Origin of the sequence: Pseudomonas fluorescens (assembly GCF_001307155.1) — a bacterium.
GTDB lineage: Bacteria > Pseudomonadota > Gammaproteobacteria > Pseudomonadales > Pseudomonadaceae > Aquipseudomonas > Aquipseudomonas helvetica.
Map to the genome: position 1 here is coordinate 2,659,163 of NZ_CP012830.1, position 15,378 is coordinate 2,674,540.

Annotated in this window: 15 protein-coding genes; 5 read left to right on the forward strand and 10 right to left on the reverse strand. The window is 59.0% G+C overall.

Annotated features, from left to right (window positions below):
- The 3 genes from AO353_RS12105 to gpmI form a co-directional block, all read right to left on the reverse strand.
- Entirely contained in the window at window positions 1-1,320 is a 1,320-nt protein-coding gene (locus tag AO353_RS12105; protein ID WP_054595161.1) for a S41 family peptidase, read from the reverse strand.
- A gap of 34 nt (window positions 1,321-1,354) precedes the next feature.
- On the reverse strand, window positions 1,355-2,650 hold the full coding sequence (locus tag AO353_RS12110; protein ID WP_054595162.1) for a murein hydrolase activator EnvC family protein: 1,296 nt from the start codon (window positions 2,648-2,650) through the stop codon (window positions 1,355-1,357).
- A 256-nt stretch (window positions 2,651-2,906) separates the two neighbouring features.
- Complete coding sequence (gpmI, locus tag AO353_RS12115; protein ID WP_054595163.1) at window positions 2,907-4,436, reverse strand: 2,3-bisphosphoglycerate-independent phosphoglycerate mutase; 1,530 nt, start codon at window positions 4,434-4,436, stop codon at window positions 2,907-2,909.
- Between the two features lie 151 nt (window positions 4,437-4,587).
- Between gpmI and AO353_RS12120 the strand changes: the two genes are divergently transcribed.
- The 3 genes from AO353_RS12120 to secB are packed head-to-tail and all read left to right on the forward strand — an operon-like array spanning window position 4,588 to window position 5,796.
- Complete coding sequence (locus AO353_RS12120) at window positions 4,588-5,001, forward strand: rhodanese-like domain-containing protein (RefSeq protein ID WP_054595164.1); 414 nt, start codon at window positions 4,588-4,590, stop codon at window positions 4,999-5,001.
- Between the two features lies 1 nt (window position 5,002).
- Window positions 5,003-5,257, forward strand: coding sequence for a glutaredoxin 3 (gene grxC, locus AO353_RS12125; RefSeq protein ID WP_019691307.1), 255 nt, complete (start codon window positions 5,003-5,005; stop codon window positions 5,255-5,257).
- A 56-nt stretch (window positions 5,258-5,313) separates the two neighbouring features.
- Window positions 5,314-5,796, forward strand: coding sequence for a protein-export chaperone SecB (gene secB / locus AO353_RS12130; RefSeq protein ID WP_054595165.1), 483 nt, complete (start codon window positions 5,314-5,316; stop codon window positions 5,794-5,796).
- 230 nt (window positions 5,797-6,026) lie between these two features.
- On the opposite strand, the gene AO353_RS12135 is transcribed toward secB, so the two are convergent.
- Window positions 6,027-6,482 carry a tRNA (cytidine(34)-2'-O)-methyltransferase gene (locus AO353_RS12135; protein ID WP_054595166.1) on the reverse strand — a complete coding sequence of 152 codons (456 nt, stop codon included), beginning with the start codon at window positions 6,480-6,482 and terminating at the stop codon, window positions 6,027-6,029.
- Between AO353_RS12135 and AO353_RS12140 the strand changes: the two genes are divergently transcribed.
- Window positions 6,481-6,921, forward strand: coding sequence for a hypothetical protein (locus AO353_RS12140; protein WP_081013726.1), 441 nt, complete (start codon window positions 6,481-6,483; stop codon window positions 6,919-6,921). The genes AO353_RS12135 and AO353_RS12140 overlap by 2 nt on opposite strands.
- A gap of 477 nt (window positions 6,922-7,398) precedes the next feature.
- Here AO353_RS12140 and ntrC read toward each other — a convergent pair whose 3' ends face one another.
- The 6 genes from ntrC to glnA all read right to left on the reverse strand — a co-directional run bounded on the left by ntrC (window position 7,399) and on the right by glnA (window position 13,535).
- Window positions 7,399-8,835, reverse strand: coding sequence for a nitrogen regulation protein NR(I) (gene ntrC / locus AO353_RS12145; RefSeq protein ID WP_054595168.1), 1,437 nt, complete (start codon window positions 8,833-8,835; stop codon window positions 7,399-7,401).
- Window positions 8,832-9,917 (reverse strand): nitrogen regulation protein NR(II), encoded by a 1,086-nt coding sequence (glnL, locus tag AO353_RS12150; protein ID WP_054595169.1) that lies wholly within the window; start codon window positions 9,915-9,917, stop codon window positions 8,832-8,834. The genes ntrC and glnL overlap by 4 nt, the downstream gene beginning before the upstream one ends.
- Window positions 9,918-10,168: 251 nt before the next feature.
- Entirely contained in the window at window positions 10,169-10,774 is a 606-nt protein-coding gene (locus AO353_RS12155) for a DUF4124 domain-containing protein (protein WP_054595170.1), read from the reverse strand.
- Between the two features lie 17 nt (window positions 10,775-10,791).
- Window positions 10,792-11,298 (reverse strand): DUF4124 domain-containing protein, encoded by a 507-nt coding sequence (locus AO353_RS12160; RefSeq protein WP_054598217.1) that lies wholly within the window; start codon window positions 11,296-11,298, stop codon window positions 10,792-10,794.
- Between the two features lie 116 nt (window positions 11,299-11,414).
- Window positions 11,415-11,993: a chorismate mutase gene (locus AO353_RS12165; RefSeq protein ID WP_054595171.1), complete on the reverse strand. Its 579-nt coding sequence runs from the start codon at window positions 11,991-11,993 to the stop codon at window positions 11,415-11,417.
- Between the two features lie 135 nt (window positions 11,994-12,128).
- A complete protein-coding gene (glnA, locus tag AO353_RS12170) occupies window positions 12,129-13,535 on the reverse strand; it encodes a glutamate--ammonia ligase (RefSeq protein ID WP_019691316.1) in 1,407 nt (468 codons plus the stop codon).
- 330 nt (window positions 13,536-13,865) lie between these two features.
- On the opposite strand from glnA, the gene thiI reads away from it, so the two are divergent.
- Complete coding sequence (gene thiI, locus AO353_RS12175) at window positions 13,866-15,320, forward strand: tRNA uracil 4-sulfurtransferase ThiI (RefSeq protein ID WP_054595172.1); 1,455 nt, start codon at window positions 13,866-13,868, stop codon at window positions 15,318-15,320.
- Window positions 15,321-15,378 lie beyond the last annotated feature (58 nt).

Consider the following 15,378-nt stretch of genomic DNA (forward strand, 5'->3'; position numbering starts at 1 on the left):
TCAGTGGCCGCGGGTGATGCTCAGGCCTTTGAGCAGGCTCAGGGCCTGGGCCAATTGGTAGTCGTCGTCCTGTGGCATCGGTTTGGCTTTGCCGCTGGATTTGGTTGGCTTGTCGGCGCCGCCGTTGCCATTGCCCAGGTGACCTTGCAGATCGGCTTCCTTGAAGTATTCGCCGTCCTGCTCGTTGGTGATCTTGGCCTTGCGCACTTCGATGTCCGGAACGATGCCCTGGGCCTGGATCGAGCGCCCGTTCGGCGTGAAGTACAACGCGGTGGTGATCTTCAGCGCACGGTCGTTGTTCAGTGGCAGCACGGTTTGCACCGAACCTTTACCGAAGCTGGTGGTGCCCATGACCACTGCGCGTTTTTGATCTTGCAGGGCGCCGGCGACAATTTCCGAGGCCGAGGCGCTACCGCCGTTGATCAGCACGACCATTGGCACCGCTTCGCTTTCGTCCTTGCCGGTGGCAGTGAAGCGCAGCTCAGAGTTGGCGATACGGCCCTTGGTGTAAACGATCAAGCCTTTGGTGATGAAGTGGTCGACCACTTCGACCGCTGCTTGCAGCACGCCGCCCGGGTTGTTGCGCAGGTCAAGCACGATGCCGCTGAGCTTCTTGCCGTTGTCCTTGCGCAACTTGGCCAGCGCCTTGGAGACCTCTTCGCCGGTCTTGACCTGGAACTGGGTGATGCGGATGTAGGCGTAGCCCGAATCCAGCAACTGGCTCTTCACGCTCTTGACCTGGATGGTCGCGCGGGTCAGCGTCACGTCGAACGGTGCACCACCATCGCGCACCAGAGTCAGAGTGATCTTCTCGCCGATCTTGCCGCGCATCTTGTCCACGGCTTCGGTCATGCTCTGGCCGCGGGTTGGCTGGCCGTTGATCTTGACGATGAAGTCACCCGCCTGGATGCCGGCTTTTGAGGCAGGGGTGTCATCGATCGGCGAAACGACTTTGATGAAACCGTCTTCGGCGCCGACTTCGATGCCCAGGCCGCCGAATTCGCCGCTGGTGCTTTCCTGCAACTCGGCAAAGTCTTCCGGGCCGAGGTAGGCGGAGTGTGGGTCAAGGTTGCTGAGCATGCCCTTGATGGCATTTTCCAGCAGGGTCTTGTCGTCAACCGGTTCGACATAGGCAGCCTTGATCCGGTCCATGACCTCGGCAAAGGTGCGCAGCTCTTCCAGCGGCAATGGCGCCTTGGTGGTCGCAGCAGTGCCCGCAGGCGCAACCGCCGGGGCCGGTTGAGCGGCAAACGCCAACGGCGCACCGATCACCAGAGCGATCGTCAGGGCCAGCGAATTGAGGCGGGACAAATGCAGCATGTCGAACGAACTCCTAATGTAGGTGACTCAACGCCTATCCTTGCGCGCGGCACCATTGTGCTGGATCACTCGGGTGACCCTGCTGACGAATAGCGAAATACAGTGCAGGTGTGTCCTGGCCACCACTGTTACCGACAGTGGAGATGGATTCACCGGCCTTGACCACATCACCGGCCGCTTTAAGCAGCGTCTGGTTGTGGCCGTACAAACTCAAAAAACCATTGCCGTGGTCGAGGATCACCAGCAAACCGGCACCGCGCAACCAGTCGGCAAACACCACGCGACCGCCGTGTACGGCATGCACCTGGCTGCCTGCAGAGGCGCTGATCATCACGCCGTCCCACTTGGTTCGGGCATCGTCACCACGGGTTTCACCAAAACGCGCAAGCAATCGACCATCGACAGGCCACGGAAGTTTTCCGCGGGCGGAAGCAAAGGGCCCGCCGAAGGACTCGCCGGCACTTGAAACCAGTGCGCCGGGTGTCGACTTGGCGGGTTTGCGTGGGGCATCAGTAGGGGCTTCAGCCCGGGCCTGAGCCTCACGTAAACGCTTTTTTTCGGCTTCCTGCTGGGCGATCAGCGCTTTTTGTCGCGCTTCTTCTGCCTCACGGGCCTGGCGGGCCAGGGTTTCCTCGATGGTTTTGAGTACTTTAGACAGATCGGCCTGATCCTGCTCGCGGGCTTGCAGCTTCTGGTCGCGGGCTTTCACGTCGTCGTTGAGCTTGGCCAGGACTTGCTGACGCTCCTTGCGGACTTTGTCGAGTTCGTCACGCTGGCTGTCGAGGCTGCTTTTCTGCACCAGCAACTGGGCTTGTTGCTGGGCGATATCCTGCTCGACGTTGGCCAGCTGGCGCAGGGTTTCGTTGAAATTCTTCAACTGCTCCAGGCGTGCCTGGCTCAGGTAGTCGTAATAGGTGAGGGTGCGGGCGAATTTTTCCGGGTTCTGCTGGTTGAGCAGCAGCTTGAGGTACTCCTGACGGCCGTTCTGATAGGCCGCGCGGGCCTGAATGGCGATCAGTCGTTGCTGTTCAATGCGCGCGCTCTGGAGTTTTTTTTTCTCACCATCGAGTCGCTGTATCTCGGATTCGCTTTTCTTCAGCTCTTTTTGCAGTGCATCGACCTGCTTTTCGAGCTTGCCCATCTCGGTCTCGGTGCCTTTGAGGTCCTTTTGCACGCCGGACTTTTCTTCCTGCAACTTGCCCAGCAGCTTTTTCAGCTCGGCAATATCCTGACGCGTGGCGTCCAACTGTTGTTGGGTTTGCGCGCGTTCATCGGCAAACGCCGGATGGAGCAGGCAGGTCAGGGCAAGGGCAATCAGGGCGCGAAGCATAAAGGCGGGCGACACCAGGGGAAAAAGGACAGCCTAGTATGCCCGGCCAAGGCTGTAAAAAAAACGTCCATTTCTGGCTGTGTGATAACTGGACTGAAAAACGCCGAAAACCAATGTGGGAGCAGCCGGGCGACGTTCGTTTGCTCGGGATTGCGCCTTAACATTCAACTGTGAAGTTGGTGTCAGATTGCTATCGCGATCAGGCGAACGTCGCCCGGCTGCTCCCACAGGGTTTAGCAGCGTTTGAAAGCCTTGATCACACCAGAATCGACGTACCCGTCATTTCGGCAGGCTTCGCAAGGCCCAGCAGCATGAGCATGGTCGGTGCCACATCCGCCAGTACACCGCCTTCGCGAACCTTGAGGTTGCGTTTACCGACGTAGATGAACGGTACTGGTTCCGTGGTGTGAGCGGTGTGCGCCTGGCCGGTGGATTCGTCGGACATTTGCTCGACATTGCCATGGTCGGCGGTGATCAGCGCTTCGCCGCCGACCTTTTCCAGGGCATCGACGATGCGACCGACGCACAGGTCCAGGCACTCGACGGCTTTCACCGCGGCATCGAACACGCCGCTATGGCCGACCATATCGCCGTTGGCGTAGTTGACCACGATCACGTCGTAGCGCTGGTTTTCGATCGCGTCGACGATCCTGTCGGTGACTTCCGGTGCGCTCATTTCTGGCTGCAAGTCATAGGTGGCGACTTTCGGCGACGGGATCAGGATGCGTTCTTCGCCCGGGAACGGTTCTTCGCGACCACCGGAGAAGAAGAAGGTCACGTGAGCGTATTTTTCGGTTTCGGCGATGCGCAGCTGGGTTTTGCCATTTTTAGCCAAATAGTCGCCCAGCACGTTCTCCAGGCTGCCCGGCGCAAAGGCTGCCGGTGCAGGAATGCTGGCGGCGTATTGGGTCAGCATGACAAAGCCGGCCAGTTTCGGCTGGCGCGCGCGCTCGAAATCCTTGAAATCGTCTTCGACGAATACCCGGGTCAGCTCACGGGCGCGGTCGGCGCGGAAGTTCATGAACACCACGGCATCGCCGTCTTCGACCTTGACCGGTTCACCGATGGTGGTGGCTTTGACGAATTCGTCGCTTTCGCCACGCTCGTAGGCGGCTTCCAGGCCTTGCTGGGCGGTGGCGGCGTTGAATTCGCCGTTACCGTCAACGATCAGGTTGTAGGCCTGGGACACGCGATCCCAGCGGTTGTCGCGGTCCATGGCGAAGTAACGGCCAATGATGCTGGCGATCCGGCCTTTGCCCAGCGTCTTGAACGCTTCATCCAGCAGCTCGATCGACGACTGTGCGCTTTTTGGCGGCGTGTCGCGGCCGTCGAGGAAGGCGTGCAGGTAGATCTTCTCGGCGCCGCGCTTGAAGGCCAGTTCGGCCATGGCGATCAGGTGATCCTGGTGGCTGTGCACGCCGCCTTCGGACAGCAGGCCCATGAAGTGCACGGCTTTGCCGGCAGCAACGGCTTTATCCACGGCAGCGCAGATGGTCGGGTTCTCGAAGAATTCACCATCGCGGATCGCTTTGGTCACGCGGGTGAAGTCCTGATACACCACGCGGCCTGCGCCGAGGTTCATGTGGCCGACTTCCGAGTTGCCCATTTGCCCGTCCGGCAGGCCGACGTCCATGCCCGAACCCGAGATCAGGCCGTTCGGTACGGTGGCGTACAAACGGTCGAGGACCGGCTTTTTGGCCGTGAACACGGCGTTGGATTCCTGGCTTTCACTGTGACCGAAGCCGTCGAGAATAATCAGGACCAAAGGTTTAGGCGTGGTAGTCATGGATTCCACTCTGGCTTAAGTTAAAGGTGCGATGGAAAAAGGGAGTGGCAGTTTAAAGCGAAGTTCAGACCGCGTCACCGCCGGACGGGGTTTGGCCCACCATAGTGGCTGTGTATACTGGCCGACATTTTAACGCCCTGGAACCTCCTTGATGGTTGCTCACCTGATTGAATTTGCCACTAACCACTATCTGCTCGTCGGTATCTTCGTCGTACTGCTGGCGTTGTTGATCGCTCGCGAGATGAGCCGTGGCGGCCGTAGCCTCAGCACCGCTGAGCTGACTGCGCTGGTCAACAAGGACCAGGGCGTGGTTGTCGATATCCGTACCACCAAGGATTTCGCCGCCGGTCACATCGTTGGCGCGCTGAACATTCCGCAGGACAAACTGACCGCTCGCGTTGGCGAACTGGAAAAGCACAAGGCCAAGACCATCATTCTGGTCGACGCCCTGGGCCAGCATTCCGGTACTCACGCTCGCGAGCTGTTGAAGTCCGGTTTTACTGCAGCCAAGCTGTCCGGTGGGATCTCCAGCTGGAAAGCCGACAATCTGCCGCTGGTGAAGTGATATGAAAAACGTCGTCGTCTACTCCAGCGATTACTGCCCCTACTGCTCCCGAGCCAAGTACCTGCTCGAGAACAAGGGCGTAGCCTTCGAAGAGATCAAGGTCGATGGCAAGCCGCAGGTGCGTGCCGAGATGGCCCAGAAAGCCGGACGTACGTCCGTGCCGCAGATCTGGATCGGCAGCACCCACGTTGGTGGTTGTGATGATTTGTTTGCCCTGGACCGCGCCGGCAAGCTCGACGCGCTGCTCACGGCCTGACTGAACCCTTAAGATCAGCAAACCCTACAAGACCCCAAGATCAGAAAGGATCTGAGATGACTGACCAACAGAACACTGCTGCTACTGAAGAAGAAACTGCACCGCAATTCTCCTTGCAGCGCATTTATGTGCGTGACCTGTCCTTTGAAGCTCCGAAAAGCCCGGCGATCTTCCGCCAGCAGTGGGAGCCGAGCGTTGGTCTGGACCTGAACACCCGTCAGAAAGCGCTGGAAGCCGACTTCCACGAAGTGGTGCTGACCCTGTCGGTTACCGTGAAAAACGGTGACGAAGTGGCGTTCATCGCTGAAGTTCAACAGGCCGGTATCTTCCTGATCAAGAACCTCGACGAAGCCTCAATGAGCCACACTCTCGGTGCTTTCTGCCCGAACATCCTGTTCCCGTACGCTCGCGAAGCTCTGGACAGCCTGGTGACCCGTGGTTCGTTCCCGGCCCTGATGCTGGCTCCGGTGAACTTCGACGCCCTGTACGCGCAAGAAATGCAACGCATGCAGCAAGACGGCGCACAGACCGTTCAGTAAGCGTTCGATGCCGCAACGAAAAAAGCGCCGTAACAGGCGCTTTTTTTTTATGGTGTCCCGTAGCAGCTGCCGAGCCCGCGAGGCTGCGTCCGGCGGCGTAGCCGTCGTAGAGACCAGCGCGCGCGATTTTTCAGGTGTGCTCGGCAATCAGGAATTGCGAGGACTGCGTCCGAACGCGGCCCGCCTCTAACGCAGCCTCGCGGACTCGGCAGTTGCTACAGGTCGCGGGGTTATTTGAAGCCTAGCTGGCGCCAGCCTTCGTACACGGCCACCGCCACGGTGTTGGACAGATTCAGGCTGCGGCACCCTTCGCGCATCGGCAGGCGCAGGCGCTGTTCGGCAGGCAGGGCGTCCAGCACCTCGGCTGGCAGGCCACGGCTTTCCGGTCCGAACAGGAAGGCATCACCCTCGGCGAAGCTGGCGTCGTGGAACAGCCGGGAGCCCTTGGTGGTGAAGGCGAACACGCGCGGATGACCAAGACTTTCCAGGCAGCTTGGGAGATCAGCATGGCGCTGCAAAGTGGCATACTCATGGTAATCGAGGCCGGCCCGGCGCAGGCGCTTGTCGTCCATCTCGAAGCCCAGCGGTTCGATCAAATGCAGGTGGCAGCCACTGTTGGCGCACAGCCTGATAACGTTGCCGGTATTCGGCGGAATTTCTGGTTGAAAAAGGATGACGTGAAACATGCACGGCTCCGAAGGTAAAGATGGGCAGCATTCTACGCCTGAAGAGGACCCGAGACCGAAGCTATTCCCTCGGGTGATGGCCTCATTGGCGATTGTCGGCGTCATGGTCGGGATGATGATCGGTCGCCTGACCGAGCCCGACCCTACAGTATTGCAACAGGTTGAGGTCGAACCCGATGGCTTGGTGGTGTGGTTCAACAATGAACCCAAGACCCACGGCGAGTTCATCGATGGTAGCGTCGCGTTGCTGTTCGAGGCTGAGGGCAAGGCGCAAAACGGCCAGTTGAAGCTCAACGGCAAGGACGTGAACTGGCGGGTGCGATTGAGTGATAAGGGCTTGTTGCTGACGCTGGTGGCCGCCCGCCCCTTGAAGGGGGAGTGGGCCGGTAGCGAGGTCAATGACCGCTGGCGGTTGGAGGTCCATCTCCAGGAGCAATAAAAGAGGGAATCCCCGGCCTGCCTGTACCAAGGTTCCCCAAAACGGGAGGGGTTCGTCGCGGTCTGCGTGATGAACCCCGGATGTAAAGAGGGGAATCCCCGGCCTGCCTGTACCAAGGCCCCCGAAACTGGGTAGTGAATCGAATCACTGATTGGACTATTGCAGGGGGCGTGCCAGGTTTTTATAGGTAGCAACAAAAAGCCCACATGAAGCGCTGAAAGCCCCGTATTCCGGGGCTTTGTGTTTTTTGTGCAATAGTTTTTCGTGTTGCTGGAGGCGGGATTTTGCTTGCCGTGGAGTGCGCGATTGCGGTTCACGGTGCATTGAGGCGGTGCACGCAGCCTCTAAAAGCATCGCGGGCAAGCCTTGCTCCTGCAGGTTCGGGGTTGAATCATCGATGTGTGATTCACCACAAAACGGTAGGAGCAAGGCTTGCCCGCGATTGGATCTGCAGATCAGCGAAAATCTATAGGCGGCTTAACCCTCATCCCCTTCATCGTCATCGCCGCTATCGACCTTCATCCCCAGTTCCTTGATCTTGCGGGTCAAGGTGTTGCGGCCCCAGCCCAGTAATACGGCAGCGTCGCGACGGCGTCCGGCGGTGTGTTTGAGGGCGGTTTCGATCATGATCCGCTCGAAGCTCGGTACGGCGCTGTCGAGCAGGCTCGACTGACCACGCGCCAACGCCTGATCGGCCCACTGACGCAGCGCTTGCTCCCAGTTGGTCACCGGTGCCGAATCCTGCGGCAAGCTCAGCAGCTCTGGCGGCAGGTCACTGATGTGCACTTCGCGGCCCGACGCCATCACCGTGATCCAGCGACAGGTGTTTTCCAGCTGCCGTACGTTGCCTGGCCATGGCAGGTTCTTCAGGTATTCCTCGGTTTCGCTTTTCAGCAGCTTCGGCTCCACCGCCAGTTCTTGTGCGGCGCGGGCGAGGAAATGCTTGGCCAGGGTCGGAATGTCTTCGCGACGGTCTGACAGGCGCGGAATGTGGATACGGATCACGTTCAGACGGTGGAACAGGTCTTCACGGAATTTCCCGGCGTGCACCAGGGTTTCCAGGTTCTGGTGCGTCGCGGCAATGATGCGCACATCGACCTTGACCGGCACATGACCGCCGACGCGATAGAACTCGCCATCGGCCAGTACCCGCAGCAAGCGCGTCTGGGTGTCGGCCGGCATGTCGCCGATTTCATCGAGGAACAGTGTGCCGCCATCCGCTTGTTCAAACCGTCCGCGCCGCAGGTTGGCCGCACCGGTGAACGCGCCTTTTTCGTGACCAAACAGCTCGGACTCCATCAGGTCCTTGGGGATTGCCGCCATGTTCAGCGCAATAAACGGCGACGCCGCGCGCGGGCTGTGGCGGTGCAGGGCGTGGGCCACCAGTTCTTTACCGGTACCGGATTCGCCGTTGATCAGCACGGTGATGTTGGAGTGGCTCAAACGCCCGATGGCGCGAAACACTTCCTGCATCGCCGGCGCTTCACCGATGATTTCCGGGGTGCGGGCCAGGATTGGCGCCACTTCCAGGCCTTGCTGTTCCTGGGCATGCTGGTTGGCGCGCTTGACCAGCGACACCGCTTCATCGACGTCGAACGGCTTTGGCAGGTACTCGAACGCACCGCCCTGATAGGACGCGACAGCGCTGTCCAGGTCGGAGTGCGCGGTCATGATGATCACAGGCAACCTTGGGTGTTGCTCGCGAATCCGTGCCAGCAGGTCCAGGCCGCTGGTGCCGGGCATGCGGATGTCGGAGATGATCACGTCCGGTTGTTGGCGCGCCAGGCGGCTCATCACGCCATCGGCGCTGTCGAAGCTTTGCGTGGTCATGCCTTCCTGTTGCAGGGCTTTTTCCAGGACCCAACGGATAGAACGGTCGTCATCGACGATCCACACGGTTTCACTACGGCTCATGTCGATGTGGCTCCTTGTTCCAGTGGCAGAAAGATCGAGAATGTGGTGTGGCCTGGATGGCTGTCACATTCGATCAGGCCCTGGTGCTGGCTGATGATGTTCTGGGTAATGGCCAGGCCGAGCCCGGTACCGTCCGGGCGGCCGCTGACCATGGGGAAGAAGATGGTTTCCTGCAGGTCTGCCGGAATCCCCGGGCCGTTGTCGATGATCTCGAGCTTGGTCACCAGGCGATGGCGCACGTGGCCGATGGTGAACTGGCGCATGGCACGCGAGCGCAGGGTAATGCGGCCCAGGCGCAACTCGTTCTGGGTGCTGATGGCCTGCATCGCATTACGCACGATATTCAGCACGGCCTGAATCATTTGCTCGCGGTCAATCAACACGTCCGGAATGCTCGGGTCGTAGTCGCGCACCAAAGTGATGCAACCTTGGCTTTCGGCTTCCACCAGATGACAGACGCGCTCCAGCACTTCGTGGACGTTGCACAGGGCGAGCGACGGCAGTTTGTTCGAGCCGAGCATGCGATCAACCAGATTACGCAGGCGATCTGCTTCCTCGATGATGACGTTGGTGTAGTCCTTGAGGCTTTCTTCCGGCAGCTCGCGGGCCAGCAACTGAGCGGCGCCGCGAATCCCGCCGAGCGGGTTCTTGATTTCGTGAGCGAGGCCGCGCACCAGCATCTTGCTGGTTTCCTGCTTGGAGAGCTGCGCTTCTTCTTTGGTGATGCGCAACAAGCGATCACGCGGGTGGACTTCGAGCAGCAGCAGCGTGTCGCCGTTGCTAAGGATCGGCGTCACCGCATAGTCGACGGTCAGGGTCTGGCCGGTCAGCGCGGTGAGCATCGCTTCGCGCTTGGTAAACGGGTGCGCTTGTTCGACCGCCTGGCGCAGAGAGTTAAGGGCTTCGGTCGACTCGGTGAACAGCTCGCTGATGAATTGCCCATGGCTGCGCTGGCCGCTGATGGCCAGGAGCATTTCCGCCGCGGGGTTCATGTACTCAAGGCGCAGGTCGGCGTTGAGCAGAATGGTGGCGGTCGTCAGGTTGTCGAGTAGCAAGCGGTGCAGTGCGTCGCTGATGGTCATTAGGACCTCTTTTGGAGCGTGGCGGCTCAGACGGGTCTGAATCACGCGCGTGAACTGGGCGCTGATACGAGGAAAATGCAAAAACCAAACCAAGGCTCCGAAAAGAAGCGTTCAGGCCCTGAAACAGGTGTTTTAAGCGCGATTGCGTGGCGTTCTGCCGGCCTTTGCGGGTATTTTCGAACCAAAATGGGTTGGAATATGGGTAGGGTGCAGCAGATTGCACCAATATAGTGCGCAAACCTGAACAAGGTTCAGAAGAAAGAAAAAATCCCGACTTTTTCTTCTTCGGGCTTATCCGCGAGCGGACATTCCGGGCGTTGGCCGTAATCGGTCAGGGTGCAGGGCTTGATCTGGCGCTTCTGCGCCAGGGAGATACGCAGCATGTGGAATGGCTGATTGGCTGTGCGTTCGACAATCCGCCCGTGTTCGTCGAGGATTTCCACTGCCAGTTGATGGGTGCCGCGATCAATATTGCTCAAGGCGAACACCGGGCTGGGGCCGGGATCGGCAGTCGGTTGGCCGTCCAGTAACAACCGATAGCGATGGCCGCGTTGCAAGGTGGGTTCGTTGGTGACACTGACGATCACTTCCCCCGCGCTGCTGCGCACCGAAGCGTCCGGTTCCGGTACGAGTACGCGAAGCATGTCGTAGTGAAACAGTGGTTTTTCCTCAGGCTTCTTGGGGGCTGCTTGCGATATTGCCCCGCCGGGATTGGCCGACATGCGATTACCTGGCGTCAGTGTGACTCGCTTGGCGTTTCCGGGGCGGGGTTGATCGGTGAAGACCCGATTGCCTTGGGCGTCGATGTAGGTGTAGACCTCGGCCTGCGCCGGCAGAGCGATCAGCCACAGGCACATGGTGATTATCCAGCACCTCACGGGAGGTGTACCCGCTGCACGGTGAAGGTGAGAGTCGGGCTTTGCTGCACCAGGCTTTCTCCGGCGAGCACCTGCACCGCGAGATGGTGTTCGCCGCGATCGATGTTCACCAGTTGCAAGCGCGGCACGTTGCTTGGCTCGCCGTAGGGTTGGTCGTCCAGCAGCAATCTAAATACATGTGATCCTTGCAGTCGTGGCTGAATCTGCACGCCGACGGTGAAGGTGCCGTTATTGGCGCGCAGGGCTTCATCGCTGGGCAGGCCGGTCAGTTCCAGCACTGAATACACGGCGTTTTTGTCTGCGTGCGGGGTTGGTTGTTCGGGCGTCATCGGTGGTTGGTGTTCGATGCTATTGAGTGGCGGCAACTCGACGGCCTGGCTCTTCACGCCATCGGGCGGCTGATTGCTGTAGGCGGTATTGCCGCTGGCGTCGGTGTAGCGGTAGATCTGCGCGGGGGCGGGCAGGGCGATCAGCAACAAGATGAACAGAAAACCACGACCCATGAAAAACGCCCAATAATCGATAACGTTGGTTTGCAGCATAGGCCAGGGTTAAGTGTTGGCCCAATTCACTAACACCCTGACACGAAAGATCAATAAATCTCGCTCAAATGCGGCTCCTACGGATGGGGGCCGCACAATTCGGCAGTGGCGCGTACCAGCGCAAGCTCACGCAGCGGCACTTGGGTTGCGGCTTTATTGGCTTTGGCCAGCCATGACGGGCAGTGCGGATCATTGCGATACGGGGTGAAATCGGCCAATTGCTGCAGCAGGCGTGTTTGCAGCAGGTCGAGTTGCGGGCGGATCAGGCCAACGAGGTCGGGGCGAGGGTCGTTGGGCGCTTTGCCTTGTGCGTGCCAGTCGGACAAATGCGCGTACTGCACTAACTTGTTGGCTTCGATCTGCGCCGAGAAGAACTGCTCAACGGCTTCATTGCTCAATTTATAGTAGGGCGCTTCGGCAATAGCATCGGCAATGACTTCACGTTCACGCTGACGGTCCTCGACAGGCTTGCCGCTGTCCCACTTGCTCAGCGCGACCTTGTCAGCAATCACCAGTCGCTCCTGAATGGTGCTGAGCAGCGGGGCGAGGGCCGCGGGTGCCGGGGTTGGAGCTGGAGCATGAGTGGCAGTGGTGGCAGCGCAGGCAGTGTTGGCGAGCAGGGCGGTGAACAGTGCAAGGCTCAAGCGTAGGTACATGGGACGTCTCTTCTTCATTCCGTGGAAGGGCATGATGCCTATAACAGTAGGCCTGATAATAAGTGTTCGCCCACAAAAAAGGCCTCCCGAAGGAGGCCTCTTTTTTGTTACGCCGCTTGCGCGGGCGTTACTGGATCAGCAGCTGTAGTACAGCTCGTATTCCAGTGGGTGTACGAAGGTGCGTACTTTGATTTCTTCTTCGCTTTTCAGGGCGATGTATGCGTCGATGAAGTCGTCGCTGAAAACGCCGCCTTTGGTCAGGAACGCACGACCTTTGTCCAGCTCTTCCAGGGCTTCTTTCAGGCTGCCGCAAACTTGTGGGATCTCTTTCGCCTCTTCAGGCGGCAGGTCGTACAGGTTTTTGTCAGCCGCATCGCCTGGGTGGATCTTGTTCTGGATGCCGTCCAGGCCAGCCATCAACAGTGCAGCGAAGCCCAGGTATGGGTTGGCTGCCGGATCCGGGAAGCGTGCTTCGATACGGCGAGCGCGAGGACTCGACACGTAAGGAATACGGATAGAAGCGGAACGGTTGCGAGCCGAGTAAGCCAGCATTACTGGAGCTTCGAAGCCTGGGACCAGACGCTTGTAGGAGTTGGTCGACGGGTTGGTGAAGCCGTTCAGGGCCTTACCGTGCTTGATGATGCCGCCGATGAAGTACAGGGCGGTGTCGGACAGGCCGGCATAACCTTCGCCAGCGAAGGTGTTCTTGCCATCTTTGGCGATGGACAGGTGAACGTGCATACCCGAACCGTTGTCGCCGTACAGCGGCTTAGGCATGAAGGTCGCGGTGCGGCCGTATGCATCGGCAACGTTGTGTACGCAGTACTTCAGGGTCTGAACTTCGTCAGCCTTGGCGACCAGGGTGTTGAACTTCACACCGATTTCGTTCTGGCCGGCAGTCGCCACTTCGTGGTGGTGAACTTCGATGACCAGGCCCATTTCTTCCATGGCGTTGCACATGGAGGTACGGATTTCGTGGTCGTGGTCGAACGGCGGAACCGGGAAGTAGCCGCCTTTGACGCCTGGACGGTGGCCTTTGTTGCCGCCTTCCACGTCCTGGTCGGACATCCACGAACCTTGTTCGGAGTAGATCTTGAACATCGAGCCGGAGATGTCGGACTTGAACTTCACTTCGTCGAAGATGAAGAACTCAGGCTCTGGACCGACGAAAACGGTGTCGCCGATACCGGTGGACTTCAGGTATTCCTCGGCGCGCTTGGCGATGGCACGTGGGTCACGGTCATAGCCTTGCATGGTCGAAGGCTCGATCACGTCGCAAACCAGGATCAGGGTTGGCTCTTCGGTGAACGGGTCCAGAACGGCAGTGGTGTCGTCCGGCATCAGGATCATGTCGGAAGCTTCGATGCCTTTCCAGCCAGCAATGGAGGAACCGTCGAACATTTTGCCTTCTTCGAAGAAAGCTTCATCCAGCGCATCGCGAGCCGGCATGGTCACGTGGTGCTGAGTGCCTTTTGTGTCCGTGAAGCGCAGATCAATCCACTTGACGTCATGATCTTTGATGAGTTGAACCGACTTCGACATAGTGTCCTCCGGGTGGCTTCGGGCTTAGTAATGGATGCCCTTAGAATGTGGGTGATGCCGGCGCGAATACTCTGCCTTGGCAACCTGCCTCACAAGGGAGCAAATTGCATGCCAGTGCCCCGACTTGGGTTTATTGCCCCAATATCACGCTTATAAAGGTGTAACGCGCTTTAAAACAGGAAATCTCGCCCCTTAATGTAGCGTTCAATTTCAAAAATGACCTGTTTTGGTGCATTGAAAACCATCTGCACATTAACTGGTTAAACCTTGAGCAATTTCCGCTATAATCCGCGCCCCCCTTTTTCGGCTGGCCCTGCGCGCGCTGTTTTCATGAAACTAATCGTAAAAGTCTTCCCCGAGATCACCATCAAGAGCCGCCCGGTACGGACGCGTTTCATCCGTCAATTGGCCAAGAACATCCGTGCTGTGCTCCGCGACCTGGACCCGGCCGTGGTGGTGAACGGCGTGTGGGACAACCTCGAGCTGGAAACGCACGTCAGTGACCCCAAGGCCTTGAAGGACATGACCGAGCGCCTGAGCTGTATGCCGGGCATCGCGCATTTCCTGCAGGTCGACGAGTACCCGCTGGGCGACTTCGACGACATCGTTGCCAAGTGCAAGCAGCACTATGGTGATTCGCTGGCCGGGAAGATCTTTTCGGTGCGCTGCAAGCGTGCCGGCAAGCACGAATTCAGCTCGATGGACGTCGAGAAATACGTCGGCAGCCAGCTGCGTCGTCAGTGCGGCGCCGCCGGGATTTCGCTTAAACAGCCTGAAATCGAAGTTCGCATCGAAATTCGCGACAAACGGTTGTTCGTGATTCACAGCCAGCACAACAGCATCGGCGGCTACCCGCTCGGCGCGCTGGAACAGACCCTGGTGCTGATGTCCGGCGGTTTCGATTCCACCGTCGCGGCTTACCAGATCATGCGCCGCGGGCTGATGGCCCACTTCTGCTTCTTCAATCTCGGCGGGCGTGCCCACGAATTGGGCGTAATGGAAGTCGCGCATTTCATCTGGAAGAAGTACGGCAGCTCCCAGCGCGTGTTATTTGTCAGTGTGCCGTTCGAGGAAGTGCTGGGAGAAATTCTCGGCAAAGTCGATAACAGTCATATGGGCGTAGTATTGAAGCGTATGATGTTGCGCGCTGCGTCCCGGATCGCTGATCGACTGGACATCGAGGCACTGGTCACTGGCGAAGCGATTTCCCAGGTTTCCAGCCAGACGCTGCCGAACCTGTCCGTGATCGACTGCGTGACCGACAAGCTGGTGTTGCGTCCGCTGATCGCCAGTCACAAGCAGGACATCATCGACCTGGCCAACGAAATCGGCACCGCCGATTTCGCCAAGCACATGCCGGAGTATTGCGGGGTCATTTCAGTGAACCCCAAGACCCACGCCAAGCGTCCGCGCGTGGAGCATGAAGAGAAAGAATTCGATATGGCAGTGCTCGAGCGTGCGCTCGAGAACGCCAAGCTGGTGCCGATCGATCGGGTGATCGACGAATTGGGCCAGGATGTGCAGGTTGAAGAAGTCAGTGAGGCGCTGGCCGGTCAGATCATCATCGACATCCGTCACCCGGATGCCGCCGAAGACGACCCGCTGGAGCTTGCTGGTATCGAGGTACAAGCGATGCCGTTTTATGCTCTGAACGCTCGTTTCAAGGAACTGGACCCTACTCGCCAGTACCTGCTGTATTGCGACAAAGGCGTGATGAGTCGCCTGCATGCCCACCATTTGCTCAGTGAGGGGCATGCCAATGTGCGCGTTTATCGACCGAGCTAAGAGCCCGGGGCTGTTTGCCTGTGGCCTGCGTCACCGGCCCCCCGACGCCGCCGTCAAG

Coding starts and splice junctions, on each gene's coding strand:
- AO353_RS12105 (WP_054595161.1), bottom strand. CDS start 1,320: ATGCTGCATTTGTCCCGCCTCAATTCGCTGGCCCTGACGATCGCTCTG.
- AO353_RS12110 (WP_054595162.1), bottom strand. CDS start 2,650: ATGCTTCGCGCCCTGATTGCCCTTGCCCTGACCTGCCTGCTCCATCCG.
- gpmI (WP_054595163.1), bottom strand. CDS start 4,436: ATGACTACCACGCCTAAACCTTTGGTCCTGATTATTCTCGACGGCTTC.
- AO353_RS12120 (WP_054595164.1), top strand. CDS start 4,588: ATGGTTGCTCACCTGATTGAATTTGCCACTAACCACTATCTGCTCGTC.
- grxC (WP_019691307.1), top strand. CDS start 5,003: ATGAAAAACGTCGTCGTCTACTCCAGCGATTACTGCCCCTACTGCTCC.
- secB (WP_054595165.1), top strand. CDS start 5,314: ATGACTGACCAACAGAACACTGCTGCTACTGAAGAAGAAACTGCACCG.
- AO353_RS12140 (WP_081013726.1), top strand. CDS start 6,481: ATGCACGGCTCCGAAGGTAAAGATGGGCAGCATTCTACGCCTGAAGAG.
- AO353_RS12135 (WP_054595166.1), bottom strand. CDS start 6,482: ATGTTTCACGTCATCCTTTTTCAACCAGAAATTCCGCCGAATACCGGC.
- ntrC (WP_054595168.1), bottom strand. CDS start 8,835: ATGAGCCGTAGTGAAACCGTGTGGATCGTCGATGACGACCGTTCTATC.
- glnL (WP_054595169.1), bottom strand. CDS start 9,917: ATGACCATCAGCGACGCACTGCACCGCTTGCTACTCGACAACCTGACG.
- AO353_RS12155 (WP_054595170.1), bottom strand. CDS start 10,774: ATGTGCCTGTGGCTGATCGCTCTGCCGGCGCAGGCCGAGGTCTACACC.
- AO353_RS12160 (WP_054598217.1), bottom strand. CDS start 11,298: ATGGGTCGTGGTTTTCTGTTCATCTTGTTGCTGATCGCCCTGCCCGCC.
- AO353_RS12165 (WP_054595171.1), bottom strand. CDS start 11,993: ATGTACCTACGCTTGAGCCTTGCACTGTTCACCGCCCTGCTCGCCAAC.
- glnA (WP_019691316.1), bottom strand. CDS start 13,535: ATGTCGAAGTCGGTTCAACTCATCAAAGATCATGACGTCAAGTGGATT.
- thiI (WP_054595172.1), top strand. CDS start 13,866: ATGAAACTAATCGTAAAAGTCTTCCCCGAGATCACCATCAAGAGCCGC.